The sequence below is a fragment of the Pseudomonas sp. WS 5011 genome, from assembly GCF_012985775.1.
GTDB classification, from domain to species: Bacteria; Pseudomonadota; Gammaproteobacteria; order Pseudomonadales; family Pseudomonadaceae; genus Aquipseudomonas; species Aquipseudomonas peli.
Genome location: NZ_JAAQXA010000054.1, coordinates 1 through 3,742 on the forward strand (window position 1 = coordinate 1; position 3,742 = coordinate 3,742).

Annotated in this window: 3 protein-coding genes; 1 reads left to right on the plus strand and 2 read right to left on the minus strand. The window is 59.0% G+C overall.

The genetic code is table 11. The annotated features are described in order from the left end of the window. Positions 1 to 161: 161 nt before the first annotated feature. On the minus strand, positions 162 to 2,192 hold the full coding sequence (locus tag HBN63_RS21350; RefSeq protein WP_170050812.1) for a methyl-accepting chemotaxis protein: 2,031 nt from the start codon (positions 2,190 to 2,192) through the stop codon (positions 162 to 164). A gap of 219 nt (positions 2,193 to 2,411) precedes the next feature. On the opposite strand from HBN63_RS21350, the gene HBN63_RS21355 reads away from it, so the two are divergent. Continuing rightward, positions 2,412 to 3,239, plus strand: coding sequence for an ROK family protein (locus HBN63_RS21355; RefSeq protein ID WP_170050813.1), 828 nt, complete (start codon positions 2,412 to 2,414; stop codon positions 3,237 to 3,239). Here HBN63_RS21355 and HBN63_RS21360 read toward each other — a convergent pair. Beyond that, a partial coding sequence (locus tag HBN63_RS21360; protein WP_170050814.1) for a transposase occupies positions 3,221 to 3,742 on the minus strand: 522 nt, incomplete at its 5' end. The two genes, HBN63_RS21355 and HBN63_RS21360, sit on opposite strands and share 19 nt — an antisense overlap.

Consider the following 3,742-nt stretch of genomic DNA (forward strand, 5'->3'; position numbering starts at 1 on the left):
TGAAGGGCGGTAAGGACAAGAAAACACCGGCTATGCGCCTTGGATTAGCCAAAGGCCCAGTGAAATACGAGGATATCCTGTACTTCACCGGGCCTTAGGTTTTCAACAGATTAAGCGAACGGCTCGCCAAGGTGGCGGGCTTTTTCCAAGCGAGTTGCTGATCAGACGCGGAATGCACCAATCAACTGTTTCAAGCGCGCCACCAGCCCGGACAGCTCGCGGCTGGCCTGTTCAGTTTGGCTGGCACCCTCGGCAGTACGCTCACCGGCCTGGCTGATCTCGACAATGTTCTGGTCGATATCCTGCGCGACGGCGGTCTGCTCTTCGGCAGCGGTGGCGATCTGCTGGTTCTGGTCGACGATCATGCCAACCGCACCGAGGATATTTTCCAGCGCCTGCTGCACTTTGCCCGACTCATTGACGGTAGTATCAGCCATCTTGTGGCTCGCACTCATGGCCTTGACCGCAGCACCGACGCCACTTTGCAGCTTGGCGATCATCGACTCGATTTCTTCGGTGGACTGCTGCGTACGCTTGGCCAGGTTACGCACCTCATCCGCCACCACAGCAAAGCCGCGACCTTGTTCACCCGCTCGCGCTGCCTCGATGGCCGCGTTGAGCGCCAGCAAGTTGGTTTGCTCGGCAATGCCTTTGATCACATCCAACACCTGGCTGATCGACGCACTGTCGCTGGCCAGCTTATTGATCACCCCCACGGATTGATCGATTTCACCCGCCAATCGCTGGATGCTGCCGACTTGCGACTCGACCAGCGCTCGACCGCTGACCGTTTCATCGTTGACGCTCTGGGCGCTACCCACTGCAGCGGCAGCACTGTGCGCCACTTCCTGGGCAGTGGCCGACATCTCATTCATCGCAGTGGCGATCAGATCAATCTGGCCGCGCTGGCCAGCTACCGCCTGGTTACTTTCGCCGGAGACCTGCTGCACGCGGTCCGCCTGGCGCTCAACCTCAACCACGGTCTGACCAACCCGCTCGATCAGCTGATGGATCTTGCTGACCGTCTCATTAAATACCTGGCCCAGCTCGCCCAACTCATCCTGGCTCTGCGCCTTGAAGCTGACAGTCATATCGCCTGCGGCCACCTGGTTCATCACCTGACCAAGCTTTTTCAGCGTGGTGCGGATCGACACATAAAAACCGCTGTACAGGTAGACGATCAGCAGGAACACCACCATCAGGGCCGCGACCAGCAACACCATGTGCGTACGGTTTTCTTCCAGACGGACTTGCAGCTGTTTATCGAGGAACGCCAGCACCGCATGATTGAGCTGGTAGGTTTGATCCATGGCACCGCTGACATCGGCATAGAACTGCGCCCATGGCGTGTCCAGCGAATCGGCAATCACCACCTTGTCTTCAAACAACACCGCAGTGGTTTTCAGGGTCTCCAGGCTGCTGGCGGCTTGGCTGGCGAGCTCTGTGCGGGCCTGCGCGCTGCTGTTGAGTGAAGCCTGCAGGTTCAAGCCGTACTCGGCATGCAGCTTTTCCAGCTCCAGCAACAGCTCGTCAAACGTGGTGCTGGCAGAGGAATTGAGAAAGCCTTGAGCCAGGGAATAAGCACCGACCGCGCGCCCTTCGCTCAGCACCGCCGTAACCTTGGGCGTGTCCACGGACACCAGCTCAATCATCTGCCGCACAGAACCCTGGCGATCCTGGCTCAAGCCGGCTTGGGCGGCGACCAACTTGATAAATACCTGGGAGCTGCCCAGCAGTTTTTCAGCAAGGGCAATTTTGCCCTGCAGCGACGTCTCGGCCTGCACTGCGCCTAACTCGGCAATCAACTGATCACGCTTGTTGTTGAATTCCTCAATCTGCTCAGGCTCGCGTACCACCGCCGCCATGCCCTGCAACGCCTCACCGATGCTGCCTTGCAGCTTGACCAGTCGCGCTTCTAGATCACCCGCTTGGCCCGACTGACCGATCATTGCGTTGATTTCGGTGAGGTCGACGAAGTCCTCAAGATTACGCCGCAACGTCAGGCTCTCATCGAGCAGATCAATGCTCTCGAGCGCCGCCTGGGTACTGACGAACTGCATATAGGAGTCGCGCACCAAATAGAAGTTGGTGACCAGCATGGGCAGAAAGAACAGAACACTGATCAGACTGAACTTCATGCCGAAGCTGAGGCGATTCATTAGCGCGATGGCCGGATACAACACGGTCTTCACAGGACGTCTCCAGTTCTAATTATTGTCGTGTAAGGTTACAAAACAGTCGTTTAGCGTCTCAAACGGCGGCTTGTGTGTCCCTTGCTGCTCGACCTGTGGCATTTGCATCAACCGGGTAAATACGGGCAGATTAATGTGATAAATGTCACAAAATAACGACCGAGCAGGGCGTCATGTATACCTCTTATCGACCCCAACCTCTGTAACTTAAGGTTAATGATGCGCACATCACTGAAACTGGGCATTGATCTGGGTGGTACTAAAACCGAGATTATCGCCTTGCAAGGCGGCCAGCCTGTCATACGCCGCCGCGCCCCGACACCTCAGGGTGACTACCAGAAAACCGTTGGTCTGATTGCCAGCTTAGTTGAAGATTGCGAGCGTGAACTGGGCCAGCAAGGCAGCCTAGGCGTTGGCATCCCCGGCACTCGCTCACCAGACCACGGGCGCATCAAGAATGCCAACTCGCAGTGCCTGATCGGCCAGGACCTGCAGGCCGACCTCGAACAGCGCCTGCAGCGCCCGGTGCGCCTGGCCAACGACGCGGACTGCTTTACTCTTTCCGAAGCCTGCGATGGCGCTGGGGCAGGCGCTCCCAGCGTGTTCGGGGTAATTCTCGGCACGGGAGTGGGCGGCGGCCTGGTCGTGCGCCAGCAACTGCTCGGCGGCCCGAATGCGATTACCGGCGAATGGGGACACAACCCCCTGCCCTGGCGGCGTGCCGAAGACGGCCCGGCGCGACGCTGCTATTGCGGTCTGGACGATTGCATTGAAACCTTTCTCAGCGGCCCGGGTTGGGCGGCACGCAGTGAGCTGGGCCTTGAAGCGAACGCCATTGTGCCGGCAGCCCAAAGCGGCAACCCCGCAGCGCAACAGGCGTTGAGCCGCTACTGCGATCAGTTGGCACGCGGCTTGGCGTCAGTAATCAACCTGATTGATCCCCACGTCATCGTGCTCGGTGGCGGCCTGTCCAATACGGCCGAGCTGTACCAGCAGGGTAAGCGTCCGCCGAACTCACCTTGCGTGATTCAGGCAGGCGCCCACTGATGCGGCAGCAGTTGGCCGACCTCACTCGCCCGCTGCGTCGGCAGGCGTGTCAGCACGTCCTTGAGATAGGCATACGGATCATGCCCGTTCATGCGGGCCGACTGGATAAGGCTCATGATCGCCGCCGCGCGTTTGCCGCTGCGTAGCGACCCGGCAAACAACCAGTTCGAGCGCCCCAGTGCCCAGGGCCGGATCTGGTTTTCGACCTGGTTGTTGTCTATGGGCACAGTTCCATCTTCCAGGTAGCGCGTCAGCGCTACCCAGCGTTTAAGGCTGTAATCCAAGGCTTTCGCCGTGGCCGATCCGTTGGGCACAAGATCACGCTGGGCCAGCATCCAGTCATGCAGTGTATCGAGGATCGGTGAGGCCTTTTCCTGTCGTATTCGCCAGCGTTCTTCATCGCTCATGTCCCGTGCTTGCCGTTCGATTTCGTACAGGCTGCCCATCGCGTGCAGTGCTTGTTCGGCCAACTGGCTTTTGTTTGCAGCGTGCAGATCGGCGAA